Source organism: Kribbella albertanoniae (assembly GCF_004348455.1).
GTDB lineage: Bacteria > Actinomycetota > Actinomycetes > Propionibacteriales > Kribbellaceae > Kribbella > Kribbella albertanoniae.
Genome location: NZ_SMKA01000002.1, coordinates 1 through 17,165 on the forward strand (window position 1 = coordinate 1; position 17,165 = coordinate 17,165).

Genomic DNA, 17,165 nt, shown 5'->3' on the forward strand with positions numbered 1-17,165 from the left:
GTTCTGGGTGGGGTGGCGTCGGCCGCTCGGGATCCGGTGGCGTGGGCGTCGGCGGAATGACCTCGGGATCGATGACCATGGCAAGCATCGTGCCTCCTTCACATCAGCGATGCTCTGCCTGTGCCCACTGCCCGGAAGTCCATTCGAATCGCATCGCGTGGCTAGATCTCCCAGTTGCCCGATGTCGCAGAGGTGGCCGGGGCTGACTCGACGGACCCTTCCAGAAATCAAGCCGTGACCCCGGCCACCGCCTGCTTCCAGTTCCCTTGCCGTAGTTGGTGAAACCCACCCGGAGTGCCGCAAAACCTGACCACGACAAGGCATCGCCGTAGGTCAGGCCGCTGCCAGGGTTGGGCGCACGTCTCTCCCGAGCATCCGCACCAGCCCGTCGAGATCAGGGTCGTCACCGGTGGGTTGCGCGATCACCGAGTTGAGCCCGCCGCGACCGAGCTGTCCGAACGCCTCGGCCAGGTCATCCGGTCCGCCGGCCACCCCGAGGCCCGGCTGCATGCCGTACGCCGCCGGCTCTGAGTCCAGGCGCTGCCTGGCGCGGTCGCCGGTGGCGATCATGACCGGTGCCGAGACCGGATGCCTTGCCCCGCCGGTCTCTCTGGTGGTCGCGCAGGCCTTGAGGATGCCGTCGGAGTCGAATCCCAGAGCGAGCGCGGTGCCATCACCCACCTCGCCGGCCAGCCGAAGCGTTCTGGGCCCTGCGGCACCCACGTGGACCGGAAGTGGCTGCTTCGGCGGATGGTCGAGCTCGACCCCGTCGAGCCGGACGCACCTACCGTCCGCGGTGACCCGCTCGCCGGCGAGCAGGCCGCGCAACGCGACGGCGTACTCCCGTAGCAAGGTGAGCGGCGAGCCGACCGCAGCCCCTGTCATCTGCATCCACGGCTGGACCCCGTGGCCGATACAGAGCCGGAAGCGCCCGGGATGCAGCCGCTCGAGGGTGGCCGCTTCCATGGCGGTGGCCGCCACGTTACGCAGCGGCACGGGAAGCAGCCCGGCACCGACTGCGAGGCCCGTGCCTTCGGTCCAGGCCAGGGCCGAGGCGACGGCAGAGACGCCGCCGGACTTGAAACAGTCTTCGGAGAACCAGACCTCGTCGAGTCCGGCCTCGACGGCCGCCTCGAGCACGGGCCGGATCCGCTCCGGGGGCAGGCTGGGTGGGAACGCCAATCCGAGTCTTGTGTTCATACCTGCTACCTAAACACGAGCCGCGGCCGACGACTTCGCCTGAGTGGTCAGCCCTGCTTCGGCTTTGCCAGGATCTTCTTCAGGTCGGGGATGGTCGTGACGGGGGTGATGAGCTCCTCGCGGAGCCGGGTCAGCTTCGAGCTCTTGATCCGCCACTTGCCGTCGATCTTCACGTAGGTCTCGTGGTAGTGCCCGGCTCCGTGCATGCCGATCACCGGGGTGAGGTCGACGGTGTCTTCGAGCGCCCAGATCCCGGTCGCAGTAGTTGCCGAGGTCAACGTGATCTCCGGCATCTGCACCTGGTGCACGGTGGTCTGTGACGGCTGGCCGAGCTGCTGCTTGACGAACGCGACGAACTCGTCGCCGCCGTGGATGACCTTGCCATGCGCTTGGGAGGTGTCGCTGACGAAGTCGTCGGTGAACACCTGGCGCCAGGCAGCCCACTGCTTGGTGTCCAGCAAACGGCAGTAACGCGCCTTGAGCTGCTTGATCGACTCAATGTCGTTGAGCGCGGCGACGTCATACGCGCCGGGTTTCACCGCTGCCTGGGCCTGGGTCTGGGCGTCCGCGTGGCGCGACGTGGTGAGCTGAACGATGCCTGCAGCAACTACCAGCGTGCCGATCAGGAGAGCGGCTGGGAGGGTACGGATTCTCATGTCTGTGTCCTTTTCCTTGTCTCTGTTGATTTTCTGGCGATGGCGTCTCCCTCCCCGGTGACGCCATCGTGGCTTGGTCGAACCCTAGCGGAACTCCGGCACCGAGATCGTCAGACAATGCGGGCGCAGAGTTTTCCGCCACGGAACTCCCAGGAACGCGAGCCGCTGGGGCAAGCGTTTTTGGTGAGCGCGGTGACCTGGAGTATGTAGTCGAAGCCCTTGGGGACGGTGGTCTTGTCGCAACCCCACGAGGTCATCAGGCCGTGGGCGGAGGTTTCGACGCTGTCCTTGCTGCCCTTGTAGCCCAGGATGCATTCGCCCACGCGGAGTTGACGCTCTATACAGAGGTAGATCACCTCACCGCCACCGGGATAGTGCCACCACGTCCCCGCATCGCGAGCCTTGGTTCGGCACCTGGTTGCGCTGTCACCTACCACGGTTACCCGCATGTAGGCGTCCGTGCGGTCGCAGTCGACGGCGGTTGGCATGTCTCGGCTCCACTCAGCGAGCTTGTAAGGGTCCATGTACGCGTCCAGACAGTCGCCCGCCGCGATCTTCTCGAACGCCTTGCGAGTGGGATCGGTGGTCGGGGTCGGTCGCGTCGGGGTGGGTATCGCGGTCGGCCGGCTGCTGGTTGACATCGCGGTGGCCGTCACCCGGCCGCCGGCACTGGTATCTGATGACCTGGTCTCCTTCCGGTTGTTGTTGAAGATGGCCCAGCCGACCAGCGCGAGGAACGCGAGCAGCGCGATCAGCAGCTGGACCGTCGCTGCCCTGTTGCTCGACGGCGCCCGCGATGTGACGCGAGGCGTGTCTGGATTCTCGACGGGCTTCGGCTTGGCGGCATCCGGTGCGGCGATCAGGGCCGCAGTCTCGGCCACCCGGGTGGTGATCAGGGTGGCGACGGGCGGCGGCAGCGCTAGTGCCTCACCTTCGGCCAACGTGGCACAGCGGTCGAGAAACTCAGCGACACTGGGCCGATCGTTCGGGTCCTTCTCCAGTCCGGCTTTGATCAGCGGGAGCAGCGATGCCGGTACGCTGGTCAGGTCCGGTTCCTCGTTGACGACGCGGTAGCCGAGGGCTTCGCCCGGCCCGGTGCCGAACGGAGGCCGGCCGGTGGCGGCGAAAACGAGCACAGCCGCCAGGCAGAACACGTCGCTGGCCGGCTCGACCTCGCGACCGCGGTACTGCTCGGGCGACATGAAGCCGGGGGTGCCGATCAGGCCGGCGCGCGTGGTCTGGGCGGTGGCGTCCATCGCGCGGGCGACGCCGAAGTCGATGATCCGAGGGCCGTCCGTAGCGAGCAGTACGTTGCTGGGCTTGAGGTCCCGGTGGATCACGTGGTTGTGGATCGCAGTCAGCCCTTCGGCCAGACCCGCGCCGAGCGCCGCGACCGAGCGCGCCGGTAGCGGGCCATGGTCGTCGACCGCTTGCTGCAAGGAGGGACCGGCGATGTACTCCGTCACGAACCATGGCGGATCGGCTTCGGTGTCGGCATCCACTACCTGCGCCGTGTGAAAGCCCCCGACGAGACGCGCCGCCGCGACCTCCACCTTGAACCGTCGCCGAAACTGCGGATCCCCGGCGAGGTCCGGGCGGACCACTTTGACCGCGACCGTACGCCCGCCGTGCGAGCGGGCCAGGTAGACCCGACCCATCCCGCCGGCCCCGAGTCGCGCCAGCAACCAGTACCGACCGACCCGCTTCGGGTCGCTCGGCTGGAGCGGCTGCAGACTGTCGCCGGCCATCCGGTGTGTCACTCTGCTAGGCCTTCCAGGTGATTGGCGGCGGTGTGGATTCCGCCTGCTGCCTGGAAGGATTTGCCGATCCGCTGTGCTTCGCGCCGGAACCCGCCGTCTGGGGCTAGGACGGATTCGACTGCCTTGGTCAGCTGGGCGGCGGTGACACGGCCGAAGCGGACGCGTACGCCGGCGCCCGCGTCGACCACTTGCCCGGCGATGATCGGCTGGTCGTCGCGGATAGGTGCTACGACCAGCGGGACCCCGTGCCACAGCGACTCGCAGACGGTGTTGTGTCCGGCATGGCAGACGACCGCGTCGAGGTGTGGCAGCAACTCCAGCTGCGGAACGTTGCTCCGCACGAGAATGTGCTCGGGTGTTGGCGTATCGAGCCAGCCCGCTGGATCCACGACGATCGCCCGTGGCTCCCCTTCCAAGCTGGACAAGGCGTCCACAGCAGTGGACAGAAACCGTGCCCCAGCGGGCCCGTTGGCTGTCCCCAACGAGACGAGTACGGCGGGCCTACCAGGCTCGATCCACTCCCACGGAAAGTCGGAGCTCGAGGGGCGCGTACTGATCGATGGGCCGATCAGCCACACCCGTTCATGCGGGAGCTCGACCGGTCCGAGCAACTCACGGGTGGTGAAGGCCAGCACGCCGTACGGCGAGAACCGCGGATCAGCAACGCCGCGCCCACCGGCGATCCTGGCCCGTACTGCGTGCAGGAGCTCGTCGAGCCAGGCCGCTACCTTGGGCATGCTGGCCAGCGGGTTCGTGAGCTCGGCCGACGTGGTCGCCGAGGTGACCCAGGCGAGACCGAGCTCGTCGGCTACCAGTCCGCCCGCGATCGCCTGCTGGTCGGCGATCACCAGATCTGGCTCGAAGGTCTTGATCGCGTTTCGGACACCGGCGGCCATCGCGTCCGCCAGTGGGATCAGGACTTGCTCCCACAGAAACCGTAGTGCGGCCGGTCCTTTGAGGTCGGCGGGCCGGTCCGGCAGATCTGCGGTCGCCGCGGTGCAGGGGAGAATGGTCACCGTCGGCCCCGCAAGTTGGCGGATGAGGTCATTGTGTCCGACCCAGGCAACCTGATGTCCCCGGGCAGCAAGCTCGGCACCCAGCCCGATGGTCGGATTGATGTGCCCGACCAGCGGCGGTACGACGAACAGGAATCGGCTCAAGCTGCTTGCCCTTCACGCACCCAGTCGAGGATGACCGGTGAGATCTCGGCTGCCCGCTCGATCAGGACCGAGTGCCCTTGCCCGGGCAGGACCACGATGTGGCAGTCCGCGAGTGTGGACCGGAGATGGTCGACCTGTTCCATCAGCACGGATTCGTCGCCGAAGAAGGCCAGCACCGGACACTGCAGCGCGGCCAGGTCGTCGTCGATCGTCCGGCTGAGCAGGACGTCCTCGGCGATCGTTGTCGCTTGCAACAATTTCCCGGCGGCTAGGGATAGCCGTGCTGTGTGTCCACCGCGCGCCTCGGCGATCACAGCGAGAGCCTCGTCCGTGGCCAACCAGGGTTTGGCCTGCAACAGCCCCTCACCCAACCGATGTCTCCAGGCCGGTACCGGCGGCTCCGCTTCGATCGCGGTGATGCTCGCGACGCGGTCGGGGTGGGCCGCGGCGAGACCGAAGGCGATGCTGCCGCCGTACGAGTTGCCGACCAAGTGCACAGGCCGGGTGATCTCCAACTTCTCCAGGAGCAGCCGGAGATCCTCGACGTGGTCTTCGAGCCGGTAGCGCGTCGCCGGCCGGGTGGTGCGACCATGCCCGCGCAGGTCGTACATGATCACGTCCATCCCTTCCTCGGCGAAGGTAGGCCCGAGGGTGAAGTAGTAGCTGGCGAGGCTGTCGTACAGGATGCCGTGGATGAGGACGACGATCGGTGCCTCGCTCCCGGCGGGCGGATCTGCCAGTGAGAGTCTCTGCACGTGGACGTCGAGTTCTCCGACGCGGATCTTAGCCACGCTGGAGCTCCTCGGTCTGGTGCAACGAGTCGATGACGAAGTCGACGAGTTCGCCGACCGTCACCGCGATGATCTCTTCCAGTTCCTTGTCCGCGATGAAGGACGCGAAGTTGATCTTGTCGCCGTAGTGATCGCGGAGCCGCCCGGACAGGCCGACCAGGTCGATGCTCTCCAGTTCCAGATCGTCGTGGAATTTCGTTGCCCGGGTGATCTCGACATCGTCGAGGCCGTACTCGTCGAGCAACGCACGCAGCATTGCCGAGATGTCCGCCAGGACGACAGTCGCGTCCAGCGTCGTATCAGTACTCATTCCCCAACTCCTGCTCGTGTTCGGCCGTCCAGGCAACGACGTACCGCCGGTCGCCGCGTCCCGGCGGGTTGGTGACGAAGGTGCAGCGCGCCAGGTGATCCCGGCCGCCGACGGCAACGATCAGCCGGTTCGGCGCGGCGTCGATCACCTTGAACTTCTGGGGTGCGCCGAGCAGACCGGTCCCGAGTGACTTGGCGACGGCCTCCTTCGCGGTCCAGAACCTCGCGAACCACACCGCCTCGCTCTCCCCACTGGAGGTCACGCATGCTGACAACAGGGCACGTTCATCTGGGCCGAGGGCGAATTCGTAGGTACTGCGAGGACGGTCGGTGATCTCTTCCACGTCGATCCCGCACGGGCCGGGCCGCGCGATGGCGACGCCGATCTGGCCACTGTGGGAGATCGAAACGGTGAGGTCGGGCAGCGTTCGGCCGTGGACACCCTGCAGATGAGGCCGGCCAACTGCGTCGTTGTGGACCTGGATCTCGGCGGGATAGATGTCGTCGGCAACCGAGTTCCACATCCATCGTCGCGCGGCGTCCTTCGCTGCGATCCGGCCGAGCAGCCATTGGCGCCGGCCGGCTGGTGGCTGGTCGGCGTACTGCTGCCGCTCGACGCCGCCCAACTGGTTGCGCATGATCAGCTCGCGGGTGGCGAGATCGGGCCACTGCTCGTGGACGATGGTCCAGCCGCCCGGCTGCAGGTCCGAAAGCGTGTTCCGGCCGGGGTGTTGATCGACCGAACGGATCCTGGGGTTGCTGTCGAAACGCCGATCCCGCCAGCCTTCGAACTCGGCCCACACCCGTCCGCCCACGACCAGCTGCATGTCGGCTTCGAGCGTGGTGTCGGTGACCGAGGTGATCTTGACGAGGCACTCCACTTGCCGGCCTGGCGGGGGATGTGGCCCGAAGAACCTGATTCGGCCCATGCCGACCGGGAAGACAGTCGTGCGGTCCGGCAGTCGCGACATGATCCAGTACCCGAGCACCTGACCGACATTGTCCAGCAGAGCACCCGGAGCGGCCGGCGTCGTCAGTACGCCGCGAACGTGCGCGCTCCCGATCGCGCTGAGCTCCGTAACCCCTTGGAACTGAGGGCCGTGGAACATCCAGCGCTCGGTGTACAGTTCGGCCGCCGTCAGCGCGGGCCGGTGTTCCTCCTCGGCTGCGAACTGCCAACGCGCAGGGACATCCAAGGAGTACGCCGGTGCGAGCTCGACGACGGCTCGGGAGTAGTCGCCGAGTGACACTGCCACCCGCCCCGCCCCATCAGACTGCAGCTCGACCGGTACGTCGACGTCGGGGATCGCGGTGATCCACTTGTTCAACCGTACGTCGTGCACAGCCACGGCGTGGTTGCCTGGCGACGAGCGCTCGGCGAAATCCATCAGATGACTGATCACCGTGGTTGCTGGTACTACCGGCCAGCGGTCTGCGTCGTCAGGCCAGCCCGGTTTCTGCTCGAAGAAGCAGTGGTCGAGCAGGTAGGGCATCGTGGCCACCGATACGCGCAGTACGCGGGGTACGGCGGTGGGCGGTTGTGCCGGCAGCCGTCGGCGGGCCGGTGCGCCCGCCGCGACGAGTTCGGCGGCGACACCCGCGGTCTCCTTCATCAGCGCCGAAAGCTCGGCCGCCAGCGGAGAACTCGTGCCGAGGTCGTCCAGGGTCGACGTACCGTCGAAGGAGGACGGCCTCGTTGCCGTGAGCATCGCACTGAGCCGGCGCCGGTCGCCCTGGTCGAGGGAGATCAGCGCACCGCCGAGGTCGAGTCGCACCGCAGGTCTTGCAGGTACGGGAGACCGAGCCGGAGTCACGGGGAGGGTAGTGACTTCCGGCTCGGCCCCGTCGGCCCAGAGTCCAGTCATCACCCGGTGGAGCTGGGCGAGTCCGTCGCGCTGGGCAGTCTGTGTGGCGATGACCAGGTGGTCCTGGCCGCGCAGTGTGTCCGAGATCAGTGAACCCAGCTGACCTGTGCCGAGTTGCAGGAACGCGCGGAACCCCGCCGCGTACATCGCCTCGATCATTGGGCGGAAGCGCACCGGCTCTAGTAGGTGCCGGACGAACAGTTCTCGGACTTCGTCTCGCGCCGCTGGGTACTCGCTCGCGGTAGTCGCCGACCAGATCGGCAACTTCTGCGGATGCAGCGGGTAGCTCTCTGCGGCCGCTTGGATCGGACCCAGGTACGGCGCCAGCATCGGAGTATGGAAGCCGGACTGGAACGGGAGTACCTGAGCGATCACGCCGTCGGCCCGGAACCGGTGGACAAGGTTGTCCACGGCAACGGATGGTCCGCAGATCATCGACTGGTTCGGAGCGTTGTCGTGGGAAAGGACAACCTCCTGCTGCCCTTCGAGGACATCAAGTACTCGAGCCGCGGGCGCACCGATCACGGCGAAGGCAAGACCAGGCACCCGCAGCGCGTCGGGGTCGAACGCTGCCAGGAGCTGATCGACTTCTTCCTCGGCGTGGATACCGCCGCAGGCCATCGCGGTCCACTCACCCACGCTGTGACCCGCCAACGCATCTGGCGTCACACCGAGTTTGCGCAGCGCGGCATCGAGCAGTCGGCCGAGCTGAAGGACGCCTGTGCCGTGCCGGCCGACGTCTCCGACCTCAATGGTTGCCATCGACTCGGGCCAAGGCAGGCCGAAGTGCGCCGCCAGTTCGTCGACCTGGGGTGTGAACTCGGCTTCGAGTCCCGGAAAGACGAATGCGAGCTTGCCGCCACCTGGACCCAGCAACGGGTCCGGGGCGAACCAGATGTCGTTGCGACCGCGCCAGGCCCGTCCCTTGGCGACCGCCTTCCTGGCCAGCGCCAAGCGTTTGCCGGTCGGGTCCACGATGCCCAGCCGGCTGCGGCCCGGCGTACGGGCTGTTTCTTCCAGGCTCGCGGCGAGGACTGCCGAATCGTCGGTGTCCAGCAGTGCTGCGAGTTCGGAAGGGCTGGCCGCTGCCAGTCTTAGTACCCTTTCCGGCTCTCGAACGGTCGCTCGCGCTGGAGCCGTGCCACTGGCCTGTTCGAGCACGACATGTGAGTTGATGCCGCCGAAGCCGAACGCGTTGACCGCCGCCCGGCGAATCGGCTGGTCGGCAGAGGTCTCCCATCGCCGTGCGGTGTCGATGGTCTCGAAGCGGGTTCGGGACAGTGCTGGATGGGGATCGTCGCAATGCAAGGTGGGCGGCAGCACGCGGTGGTAGACAGCGAGCGCGGCCTTGACCAACCCCGCGACGCCGGCGGCGGGCATGGTGTGCCCGATCATCGACTTCACCGAGCCGATCACAGCCGGTCGACCGTCCGGGCTTGCTCCGAACACCTCGGCGATCGTCGCCAGCTCGGCCGTGTCACCTGCCGGAGTCGCGGTTCCATGGGCTTCGAGCAGTCCGATGGATCCGGTGGCTGCCGGGTCGACCCCGGCGGCCTGCCACGCCTGGCGCAGGGCACGAACCTGTCCGCCGCTGTCGGGGTTCAGCAGGCTCGAGGTCCGGCCGTCGCTGGCGACTCCGGTTCCGGTGATCACGGCGTAGATCCGGTCGCCGTCTCGTTCGGCGTCGGCCAGCCGCTTCAGCACCACCACGCCGGTGCCTTCTCCGATCAGCACACCGTCCGCGTCCCGGTGGAACGGCCGGATGCGTTCGGTCGGCGAGAGCGCGCCAAGCTGGTTGAACACGCTCCACAAGGTGATGTCGTGGCAATGGTGCACACCGCCGGCCAGTACGACGTCGCAGCGGCCGCTGTCGAGCTCGCGAACCGCATGATCCACAGCCACCAGCGAGGACGCGCACGCGGCATCCACTGTGTACGCCGGGCCCCGGAGGTCGAGGCGGTTCGCGAGCCGGGACGCGGCGAGGTTCGGGACCAATCCGATCGCGGACTCCGGTGCCTCCGGTCCCAGCTGGTCCGTGAACGCCTGCCGGACTTCCTCGAGCCGGCCGGCGCCGAGCTCGGGCATCAGTTCGCCCAGCGTGCGGACCAGTTGGCTCGCCGTCCGGACCCGCTGGTCGAGACGCACCAGCCCCGGAGTGAGGTAGCCGCCGCGGCCGAGGATCACTCCGATCCGCTGCCGGTCGATCGGAAGCCGTTGGTCTCCACCGGCATCCTTGATCGCCTGGTCCGCGACGTGCAGGGCGATCAGCTGATCGGGTTCGGTCCCGGGTACGGAGTTCGGCATGATCCCGAAGCCGGTGGCATCCACCTCGGCGTCGACGAAGCCGCCACGCCTGCAGTAGATCCGGTCGGCCCGGCGATCCCCACCGGCCGGCTCGTAGTACGCACCGTCCCAGCGGCCGGCCGGGACGTCGGTGATCGCGTCGGCACCCTGGACCAGGTTTCGCCAGTACGTCGCGAGGTCCGGCGCGCCGGGAAGGAGTACCGACATCCCGACGATCGCGACCGGCGCGGAACTCGTCACCAGCCCGATCCGCTGTAAACCACCGCGGCGGTGGACTCGTTGCCCCAGGCAAGTTCACGGAGCAGTGCCGGGGTGCCCTCGTCGGGGTCGATGAGCTCGATGCCGCGGGCGGCGTAGGACCGCATCAGCTCGGGGGTCACCATTCCGTTGTTCGTGCCGGTCGGTGCCCACGGCCCCCAATGGATGGTGATCCCGCGCCGGCCGCCCGGCTTGGACCAACGGCGACCCAGCTGCTCGAGGGCATCGTTGGCGCTGGCATAGTCGATCTGGCCGCGGCTGCCCAAAGCCGCCGCGATGCTGCCGAACAGTACGGCGAACCGCGGTCCGGCCTGCAACTCCTCGGTGGCGGCGAGCAGGGTCTGGGCGCCGTCGACCTTGGTCCGGTACACAGTGGAGAAGGAAGCCGTCGTCTTGTCGGCGATCAGCTTGTCCTCGATCACGCCGGCCGCATAGATGATGCCGTCCAGCCGGCCGTGCTCGGCGTCGATCTCCTTGACGGCGCTCCGGATCGCTTCGCTGTCGAGCATGTCGACCGAGCGGTACCGGACCTGGCTGCCCAGTTCGCTGACTTGGCTGATCGTTGCGCGGATCTCGCGGACGGACATGATGCCGGCGATCGTCCGCTCGATCTCGGCGGGTACCCGCATCCCGCGGGCGATCAGGGCCGATCGGACTTCGCCTTCGCTGGTGGCCGCGGCGGTGTCCGGCTCTTCCGGCTCCGACGGCAGCGCCGTACGGCCGAAGAGCTCGATGCGGCAACGGCTGGCGGCCGCCAGAGTGGCCGCGAAACGTGCTCCGATGCCTTTGGCCCCGCCGACCAGCAGGACCACCGAGTTGCGGTCCAGCCCGATCGCGGATGCCTCAGCGGCGCCATCTGCGGCCGGCCCGGCGCCGGTGCTACCGAGCAGGCCCAGTCCTGTCTCCTGCAGTCGGAGGCCGCGCCTGGCATCGCCGGTCCGCAAGACGACAGGTTCGCGGTCCACCGCGGACAGCTCAGCGATCAGGCCATCGGCGATCGTCTCCGGAGTTGTGCCGGTGCCAGGTTCGACCACTCTGGCGATGAGCTCGGGATACTCCCGCGACACGGTGCGGAAGAATCCGCGCAGGCCGAGGGCCGGGCCGGCTGCGATCAGCCAGCGGGGCGAGGCGGCGAGGACGGCTTGGAACGTCGGGAAGGCGTCCGGCAACAACGGCGAGGCATCGCCGTCGAGATAGAAGGCGCCGTCGAGGTTGTCGATCGACGGCATGTCGGCAGCGGGAACAATGGTCGGCTGCGCGCCGAGGGCAGTCAGTTTGCCGGCCAGCACGGCAGCCAGTTCGCCTTCGCCGATCAGCAGGAACCGGCGGCCGGCCAGGTCGTGCGGCGCTGACGCGGCCGGCAGGTCGAACTCCTGGTGCACGAATCGCTTCGGCGCGACGATCGTGGCCGACTCGAGTTCAGCCACGACGGTTTCGTCCTCGGCGGGGCGCTGGGTGCCGAGGATCAGATCGGTGATGCCGGCGGCGGTGCGGGCCTGGGACAGTTCCTCGAGATCGCCGTCCGCGGGAAGCCCCAGGCGGGTCGCGAGCTCTCCCGCGATCTCCGCCCGCTTGATCGAGTCGACACTCAGGTCCGCCTCCAGATCGAGGTCCGGATCGATCATGTCCACCGGGTAGCCGGTGCGCTCCGCGATCACCGTCAGCACCATGGAACGCACAGCCGACTCATCCAGGACAGAATCGTTCAGCACGGGCTCGGTCACGGCCACATCGGTCATGGAGGGCTCGGACAGGACCGGCGTGGTCATCACGATCGGCGCCGGCTCGATCGCCTGGACGGTGACGGTGGTCACCGGGCGCTCGGCGGAGGTCGCGCCGAGATAGCCGAGCATGACGTCGCGTTGGGCCGCGATCATGTCGCGGCTGGTGCGGAGGAAGTCCGCGATCAGGGGATCCGGTCCGGGGTTGTCGTTCGGCATTGCGGGCTCCAAGGCGGTGGGGACCTGAACTCGATGAGCGGGGTGGAGGGCACCGGCCGGGATGAGGCCGGCTGCTGTGCGGACCAGGTGCCCGTCGACGGTCCACCCAGCTCGCTTGGGGCGGGCCGCGTGTACGGCGTCGACCGCGTCCCGACCGTGGAACAGCCAGCTCGTGCGGACGTCCACCCCGGAAACGGCCAGCTGGGCGAGTGCCGCCAGGAAGCCGGGCAATCCGGTACGTCGTTTGCCTTCCAGGGCGACCGTTTGGTGTGCGCGGTCACCGAGGATCGAGCCGACCAGTCTGGTCAGCACCGATCCAGGGCCGGCTTCGACGAACACCCGCGCGCCCGCGCCGTACATGGCCTCGATCTGGTCGACGAAACCGACCGGCGCGCCGATCTGGGCCGCGAGCTCCGCGCGGATCTCCGAAGGGTGCGAGGGGTAGACGCCGGCGGTTCGGTTCGACCACACCGGCACCTCCGGAGCCGAGACGGTGACTGAGTCGAGTACCCCGGCGAACTCGTCTCCGGCCGCCGCGACCAGCGGACTGTGGAAGGCGCACGCCACGGGGATTCGCTTGGCGCCGACACCGGCGGTGCGCAACTGCTCAACCGCGCGCTCCACGCCTTCGGTCGTGCCTGAGATCACGGTCTGCTTGGCAGAGTTGCGGTTGGCGATGACCACAGCGCCGTCCAGCCCGGCCGCCGACAACGCTTTGGCCACCTGTGGGGCATCGGCAGCGACTGCGGCCATCGTCCCGGGATCGCCCGAACCTGTCGCACCGAGGATGGCTTCGGCCCGGGCACTGCTGCACCTCAGTAGTGCTTCGGGGCTCAGCGCGCCCGCGGCCGTGAGCGCGACCAGCTCACCGTAGCTGTGCCCGGCCATCATCGATGGGCGGATGCCTGATCGGCGGAGCAGGTGATGCGCCGCCAGTCCCACGATGCCGAGCGCCGGCTGGGCCACCCGGGTGTCGGTGATTCGGGCGACCTGATCTGCCCGGCCGTGTTCGTCGAACGACAGGGGTGGGAAGAGCGCCGCGGCCGTCGTCGGGTCACCCATCCGCAGATAGCGCTGCAGCTCGGGGAACGCGACGAAGAGGTCTGCGAACATGCCGTGGCGCTGGCTTCCCTGGCCAGGAAAGAGCAGCGCGACGTCGCCTGGGGTTTCGCTGGACTCACCGCGCCAGATCCCGGCATCGGGCGCGTGCTCTCCGCTGATGGCACGCCGGAGCAGGGTGATCAGTTCGCCGGTATCGCCGGCGAGCAGCGCGATCTGCGTCCCCGCCGTACGGGCAGCGGCGAGATCGTAGCGACGGGATGCGCTGAGGGCGAGATCCCGCAACCGCCACGGCTGGTTGTCGCCACTGTCTGCCTCGGCGAGCGTGAGCAGTTCTTCGGCGTGCTTCACCGTGCGGAAGGCGAACAACTCGACCGGCCACTGGTCCAACGTCTGCTCCGGTGGCGGCGCCGCGTCGTACGCGCTGAGGACGACATGGAAGTTGGTGCCGCCGAAGCCGAAGGCACTCACTCCCGCGACCCGGTCGGCCGGCGATGCCGCCCAGGGGATGGCTGAACTGTGGAAGACGAAAGGGCTGGTCTGCGCATCCCAAGCAGGGTTCGGCTTCTGGAGGTGCAGCGTCGGCGGTTTGACGCCGGTGTGCAGCGCGAGTGCGGCCTTGATCAGGCCCGCAAGTCCGGCGGCACACTTGGTGTGGCCGATCTGCGACTTCACCGAGCCGAGGGCGCAGTTGCCCGCCTGTGCGCCGGCCTCGGTGAACACCTTGGTCAGCGTCGTCAGCTCGGTACGGTCGCCGACGACCGTGCCGGTGCCATGTGCCTCCAGCAGCCCGACCTCGGCCGGTGAAACACCGGCATTGAGGTAGGCGCGCTCGAGAGCGCTGCGCTGCCCCTCCGGCCGGGGTGCGGTCAGGCCGAGCGATCGGCCGTCGCTCGCACTGCCGACTCCCTTGATGACGGCGTAGACCCGATCGCCATCGCGCTCGGCGTCTGCGAGCCGCTTCAGTGCCACGCAGGCGACGCCTTCGCCCAGTGCGATCCCGTCGGCCGACTCGTCGAACGTGGCCGAGCGGCCCGTCGGCGAAAGTGCGTGCACCGACGCGAAGAGGAGGTAGTCGTTGATGCCGTTGTGCAGATCGGCGCCCCCGCACAGAACGAGGTCGCTGGTACCGGTCGTCAGTTCCTTGCAGGCAACGTCGACCGCTGTCAGGGACGACGCACACGCGGCGTCGACGGTGTAGTTCGCACCGCCCAGATCGAGTCGGTTGGCGACACGACCGGCGATGACGTTGGCCAGCAGGCCGGGGAAGCTGTCCTCGGTGAGCGTCGGCAGTTGCCTGTCCAGACTCTCCGGTACTTCACCGAAGTACGCCGGGAGCACGGTCCGCAGAGTTGTCGCGTTGGACAGGTCGCTGCCGGCCTCCGCGCCGAAGACGACCGAGGTCCTTGACCTGTCGAAGTCCCGGGACTCGTAGCCTGCATCGACGAGCGCCCGGTGTGCGGCCTCGAGTGCGAGGAGCTGGACCGGCTCGATGCTGGCCAATGAGGTGGGCGGGATCCCGTAGCGCAGCGGGTCGAACGGGATCTCCGGCAGGAAGCCGCCCCAGCGCGATGGCGTGCGGTCCCCGTCGCCGTCCGGTGCGTAGTACACGGACTGGTCCCAGCGCTGTGCCGGGACCTCGGTGACCGAGTCCGTGCCGGACAGGATGTTCGTCCAGAAGGCCGCGAGGTCCGGAGCCTGCGGGAACATGCAGGACATCCCGACGATGGCGATGTCCAGCGGAGCCGGCCCGGTCGTCTCGGGAGTGGCGTCCAGACCCAGGTCCCGCCGTAGCTCGGTCGCCCGGTCCGCAAGGAACTCGTCCGCGCCGACGCTGACCGACCTGTGCAGGTCGGCGATCGTGGTGCTGGTCGACCGCAGTACGGCGACTTCGCCGGCCATGAACATGCCTTCGGCCCGCGCTTGCGTCTCATCCACCGTGCGGAGCTCGTCGCCGACGCGCTCGATGCCCTTGCTGGCGAGACGGAGCCTGCCGACATTGAGCTGCTCGAGTTGCTCCCAGACCTCTCGGCTCGGCACGTCACGAGCCTGCAGATCCCGCTTGATGGCGGCGTACTCGTCGGTGAACGGGCTGCTGACGCACCTGGTTGCATGTCCCGGCGCGGTCTCGAGCAGGTCGGTGCGCTCGGCGGCGAGAACCTGTTGCTGGAAGAGGGGAAGTACGGCGCCGGCTTCGACGGCTTCGGAGGTGAGCAGGTATGCCGTCCCCATCAGCACGCCGACGGCGGAACCGGCAGCCGTCAGCGGGGCCGCCATCGCCGCGACCATGGCGGCCGAGCGTTCGTCGTGCACGCCACCGGCGAACAACAACTGAAGGTCGGCGGCATCCTTGCTGGTGGCAAGGAAGTCCTCGATGACCCCGATCTGCGCCTCCCACAGCGGGAAGCTGTTGCGGGGGCCGACGTGCCCGCCACACTCCGCGCCCTCGAAGACGAACTTGCGGGCGCCGGACCGGAGGAACTGCTTGAGCAGGCCGGGGGAGGGGACGTGCAGGAAGGCCGAGATGCCGACTTCTTCGAGGGCGGCGGCTTGGGCCGGCTTTCCGCCCGCGATGATCGCGTGCGACGGTCTGACCGCACGGATCACGTCCATCTGGGCTGCCTTGACCTCCTCGGCTGCGAAGCCGAGCACGCCGACGCCCCAGGGTGCGCCGGCCAGCGCGTCCCTGGTCGCTTCCAGTAGTGCGCGTGTCTGTTCCGGCCCGGACAGAGCCAAGGCGATGAACGGCAGGCCACCCTCGCCGGACACTGCCGCTGCGAAATTCGGCTGATCGCTGACCCTGGTCATCGGGCCCTGAACCACCGGTATCCCCGACAGCCCCGCCGGTTCGGCGGCGTCAACGATGGCCAGTACGGCGTCCCGCACGCCACGTACAGCAGCGCCGACCGTGCTCCAGGCGGCCTGGAATCGCGCGGCCAGGAAGACATCCTGGCCGACCGGCAGTGGCGGCCCGTCGAGCGCGACGCCGGGCCGCGACAGTACGCGTCGTCCATCGATGAGCGTGGTCTCGGAGCCGTCGAGTGCACTGATGGCACTGGTGATCTCCACTGGCAGATCGGCCTCGGCGAGCAAGGCCAACTGGGTATCGAGGACGACGCCGGCCGCGCCACCCGCGACAGCGGCCGCCGCAGTGCGTGGTCCGATGCCGCCGCAGGCCCAGATCGGTAGGGCGATCTGTTCGTCGGCGAGCAGACGCTGCAGCAGCACGAAGGTGCTCAGCTCGCCAACCCTGCCGCCGGCCTCGTTGCCTCGGGCAATCAGACCGTGGGCGCCCGCGTGGGCCGCGCGCTTGGCCTCGTCGGCATCGGTGACCTCGACCAGCACCCGGCGTCCGGGGAAGTCGGCCGGCGCAGGGCCGGCCGCCGACCAATCCGCCAGCAGGACTGTGCCCACGCCGGCAGGCAGGTCCGCAGCGGTGAAGGCTGACCCGGCCAGCCGGACGCCGAATGACGTGCTCGTCCACTCGTTGACCAGGGCAAGCTCTTCGCGCGCCTTCCGGTCGGAGCTGGTGAGATCGAGGACGCCGAGACAGCCGGCGCGCAGCGCGGCGACGACGAACCTGGCGGACGGCCGGGAGAACGGGGTCATGGCGAGGACGAGGTCCGCTACGGCAGGACCAAAGTCTTTGTCGACAGCAACTAAAGAATCTTGGGACGAATTTGCGGCACGCATCTGTGCTCCCACTGACCGGGCGAATGAACAGCGATGACTTACCTAAGCGTTTGATCACCGATCCGTCAATCGATCTCACCGGGAGTATCAAGGATCGAGCGAACGTAACTTCGCTGACATATGCCCCGAGATATGTCGCGCGAACTCGGGGCGTGCCAGATTGCCCAGAC

8 protein-coding genes are annotated in these 17,165 nt (G+C 68.2%); all 8 read right to left on the bottom strand.

The features are described from left to right. Positions 1–333 precede the first annotated feature (333 nt). The 8 genes from E1261_RS00845 to E1261_RS00880 all read right to left on the bottom strand — a co-directional run bounded on the left by E1261_RS00845 (position 334) and on the right by E1261_RS00880 (position 16,911). Complete coding sequence (locus E1261_RS00845) at positions 334–1,200, bottom strand: LLM class flavin-dependent oxidoreductase (protein WP_132400149.1); 867 nt, start codon at positions 1,198–1,200, stop codon at positions 334–336. Between the two features lie 47 nt (positions 1,201–1,247). Then, positions 1,248–1,856 (bottom strand): nuclear transport factor 2 family protein, encoded by a 609-nt coding sequence (locus E1261_RS00850; RefSeq protein WP_132400152.1) that lies wholly within the window; start codon positions 1,854–1,856, stop codon positions 1,248–1,250. 110 nt (positions 1,857–1,966) lie between these two features. Next, positions 1,967–3,604: a serine/threonine protein kinase gene (locus tag E1261_RS00855; protein WP_202874232.1), complete on the bottom strand. Its 1,638-nt coding sequence runs from the start codon at positions 3,602–3,604 to the stop codon at positions 1,967–1,969. A gap of 8 nt (positions 3,605–3,612) precedes the next feature. Beyond that, positions 3,613–4,776, bottom strand: a complete 1,164-nt coding sequence (locus E1261_RS00860) for a glycosyltransferase (protein WP_132400155.1) — start codon at positions 4,774–4,776, stop codon at positions 3,613–3,615. Then, a complete protein-coding gene (locus tag E1261_RS00865; protein WP_132400158.1) occupies positions 4,773–5,567 on the bottom strand; it encodes an alpha/beta fold hydrolase in 795 nt (264 codons plus the stop codon). Before E1261_RS00865 ends, E1261_RS00860 begins: the two co-directional genes overlap by 4 nt. Next, positions 5,560–5,877, bottom strand: a complete 318-nt coding sequence (locus E1261_RS00870) for an acyl carrier protein (RefSeq protein WP_132400161.1) — start codon at positions 5,875–5,877, stop codon at positions 5,560–5,562. Before E1261_RS00870 ends, E1261_RS00865 begins: the two co-directional genes overlap by 8 nt. Further along, positions 5,867–10,285: a beta-ketoacyl synthase N-terminal-like domain-containing protein gene (locus tag E1261_RS00875; protein ID WP_132400164.1), complete on the bottom strand. Its 4,419-nt coding sequence runs from the start codon at positions 10,283–10,285 to the stop codon at positions 5,867–5,869. The genes E1261_RS00870 and E1261_RS00875 overlap by 11 nt, the downstream gene beginning before the upstream one ends. Continuing rightward, the gene (locus E1261_RS00880; RefSeq protein WP_238175933.1) at positions 10,282–16,911 is read right to left on the bottom strand and encodes a type I polyketide synthase; all 6,630 of its coding nucleotides are present in this window, start codon (positions 16,909–16,911) and stop codon (positions 10,282–10,284) included. The genes E1261_RS00875 and E1261_RS00880 overlap by 4 nt, the downstream gene beginning before the upstream one ends. Positions 16,912–17,165 lie beyond the last annotated feature (254 nt).